Consider the following 3,093-nt stretch of genomic DNA (forward strand, 5'->3'; position numbering starts at 1 on the left):
TCTTTAAACAGCGCGATCCGCAAGGACATCATGTGGCGTACAAGGCATTCCGTGAGGATCCTAAAGCCAATCCGCTGACCACGCCGTCAGGTAAGATCGAAATTTATTCGCAGCAGCTTGCCGAGATCGCGGCAACCTGGGAACTGCCGGAAGGTGATGTAATCGATCCGCTACCGATTTATACCCCAGGCTTTGAAAGCTTAAACGATCCGCTGGTGGAGAAATTCCCTTTGCAGCTGACCGGCTTCCACTATAAGTCTCGCGTTCACTCGACCTATGGCAACGTGGACGTCCTGAAAGCATCCTGCCGCCAGGAAATGTGGATCAACCCGATGGATGCGCAGCGACGCGGTATTAACAACGGCGACAAGGTACGTATCTTTAACGATCGTGGTGAAGTGCATATTGAGGCGAAAGTGACGCCACGTATGATGCCCGGCGTGGTGGCATTGGGCGAAGGGGCCTGGTATGACCCGGATGCAAAACGCGTGGATCAGGGCGGTTGCATTAACGTCCTGACGACCCAGCGTCCGTCTCCTCTCGCAAAGGGGAATCCGTCACACACGAACCTTGTTCAGGTTGAAAAGGCGTAAGGAGTAACCGATGACAACCCAGTATGGATTTTTTATTGATTCCAGCCGTTGCACCGGTTGCAAAACCTGCGAACTGGCCTGCAAAGATTTCAAAAATTTAACCCCGGAAGTCAGCTTCCGCCGCATTTATGAATACGCAGGCGGCGACTGGCAGGAGGACAACGGCGTCTGGCATCAGAACGTCTTTGCTTATTACCTCTCCATTGCGTGTAACCACTGTGAAGATCCAGCCTGTACCAAGGTTTGTCCGAGCGGCGCGATGCACAAACGTGAAGATGGTTTTGTCGTTGTCGACGAAGATGTTTGCATTGGCTGCCGGTATTGCCACATGGCCTGTCCTTACGGCGCGCCACAGTACAATGCTGAAAAAGGTCATATGACTAAATGTGATGGCTGCCATGAGCGCGTCGCTGAAGGCAAGAAACCTATCTGCGTGGAGTCCTGCCCACTGCGTGCGCTGGATTTTGGTCCGATTGAAGAGCTGCGCAAAAAACACGGTACTTTGGCTGCGGTAGCGCCACTGCCGGGCGCGCACTTTACCAAACCAAGTATTGTCATCAAACCTAACGCCAATAGCCGCCCGACCGGGGATACTACAGGTTATCTGGCCAATCCGAAGGAGGTGTAAGATGGGAAGTGGATGGCATGAATGGCCGCTGATGATCTTCACTGTCTTCGGACAGTGTGTAGTTGGTGGCTTTATCGTTCTGGCGCTGGCATTGATGAAAGGGGACTTACGCCCTGAATCGCAGCAGCGCGTGATTGCCTGCATGCTCGGGCTGTGGGTATTAATGGGCATTGGCTTTATTGCTTCCATGCTCCACCTGGGCTCACCGATGCGCGCCTTTAACTCACTCAATCGTATAGGGTCTTCTGCGTTGAGTAATGAAATTGCCAGCGGCTCAATTTTCTTTGCCGTTGGCGGCATCGGCTGGCTGCTGGCAACGCTGAAAAAAATGTCGCCCGTATTACGCAATCTGTGGTTAGTTGTCACCATGGTTCTGGGCGTGATTTTTGTCTGGATGATGGTGCGCGTGTATAACACCATCGATACCGTACCGACCTGGTACAGCATCTGGACGCCGCTGGGCTTCTTCCTGACGATGTTTATGGGCGGTCCGCTGCTGGGATATCTGTTGCTGAGAATTGCTGGCGTGGACGGTTGGGCGATGCGCCTGTTGCCGGCTATTTCAGTGCTTGCTCTGGTCGTGAGCGCCATCATGTCTGTAATGCAGGGGGCTGAACTGGCGACGATCCACAGTTCCATTCAACAGGCGTCTGCGCTGGTTCCGGATTACGGCTCGCTGATGGCGTGGCGGATTGTCGCTCTGGCCTTAGCGTTGTGCTGCTGGATTGTACCGCAAGTGAAAGGCTACCAGCCTGCAGTTCCACTGCTTTCCGTCGCGTTTATTCTGCTGTTAGTCGGCGAGTTGATTGGTCGTGGCGTGTTCTACGGGCTGCATATGACCGTCGGTATGGCGGTTGCCAGCTAAATGACAAACCGGGGCATAGCCCCGGTTTTTTACTTCTGTTTAGTTAACGTGTCGTAGCTGGTCATCAGATTGCGATAATCAGGAATGTGATTAGAGAACAGCGTCGCCAGACCTTCGATATCGTTGCGCCAGTCGCGATGCAACTCACATGCGACACCAAACCACGTCATCAGTTGAGCACCGGCCTGGGACATCCGATCCCATGCTGAATGGCGAGTAATTTCATTAAATGTACCCGACGCATCGGTTACGACAAAGACATCAAAACCTTCTTCAATAGCCGAGAGCGCAGGGAAAGCAACGCAAACTTCCGTCACGACACCGGCAATAATCAGCTGTTTTTTACCGGTCGCTTTCACTGCTTTCACGAAATCTTCGTTATCCCAGGCGTTAATGTTTCCGGGGCGAGCAATATAAGGCGCATCGGGAAATTGAGCTTTCAGTTCCGGTACCAGTGGCCCGTTTGGTCCTGTCTCGAAACTGGTTGTCAGAATGGTTGGGAGTTTGAAGTATTTTGCTAAGTCGCCGAGGGCAAGCACGTTGTTTTTAAATTTATCGGGATCGATATCCCGAACCAGAGAGAGCAGGCCAGCCTGATGGTCGACCAGCAGTACTACCGCATTATCTTTATCAAGTCTTACGTAAGGTTTAGTCATGATATTTCTCCTGTTCAGCATCAGTGGGGGAAATTTGATGAGTTTAAGTCTACAGAAAGAACGATATATGGATTAGATACCTAAATAAGAACTCACTGTTCTATTTTGAAGACAATGCAGATCTGCATCCCGCATAGAGTTTAGTAAGAAATAAAAGTAAGGGGAGTCCATGAAATTTTTCGACTGAACGCAACGCGAGATTTTTGTTTTAGATCAATAAAAACAAGCAGATGTGTTTTTGTGTTTTTTATCTATTCACATTAAGAATCAGTAATGCAAATCGATCGTCCGGAAAGCGCCTCAGCCCTTTGATTGCGCCGATTGACAATGTTTTTGGCAGTGGCATGATGC

General features: G+C 50.8%; 4 protein-coding genes. 3 read left to right on the forward strand and 1 reads right to left on the reverse strand.

The features are described 5' to 3' along the window. The 3 genes from KQJ19_RS23100 to KQJ19_RS23110 form a co-directional block, all read left to right on the forward strand. Positions 1 to 593, forward strand: a 593-nt coding sequence (locus KQJ19_RS23100) for a molybdopterin dinucleotide binding domain-containing protein (RefSeq protein ID WP_275972571.1), incomplete at its 5' end; no start/stop codon positions are given. A gap of 10 nt (positions 594 to 603) precedes the next feature. Next, positions 604 to 1,221 carry a DMSO/selenate family reductase complex B subunit gene (locus KQJ19_RS23105; RefSeq protein ID WP_003035741.1) on the forward strand — a complete coding sequence of 206 codons (618 nt, stop codon included), beginning with the start codon at positions 604 to 606 and terminating at the stop codon, positions 1,219 to 1,221. Between the two features lies 1 nt (position 1,222). Next, positions 1,223 to 2,086 carry a dimethyl sulfoxide reductase anchor subunit family protein gene (locus KQJ19_RS23110; RefSeq protein ID WP_153690557.1) on the forward strand — a complete coding sequence of 288 codons (864 nt, stop codon included), beginning with the start codon at positions 1,223 to 1,225 and terminating at the stop codon, positions 2,084 to 2,086. 29 nt (positions 2,087 to 2,115) lie between these two features. Here the strand turns inward: KQJ19_RS23110 and ycaC are convergent, their stop codons facing one another. Beyond that, positions 2,116 to 2,742: an isochorismate family cysteine hydrolase YcaC gene (gene ycaC / locus KQJ19_RS23115; protein ID WP_216404237.1), complete on the reverse strand. Its 627-nt coding sequence runs from the start codon at positions 2,740 to 2,742 to the stop codon at positions 2,116 to 2,118. Between the last annotated feature and the right edge of the window lie 351 nt (positions 2,743 to 3,093).

It is taken from the genome of Citrobacter sp. S46_ASV_140, assembly GCF_018919545.1.
GTDB classification, from domain to species: Bacteria; Pseudomonadota; Gammaproteobacteria; order Enterobacterales; family Enterobacteriaceae; genus Citrobacter; species Citrobacter braakii.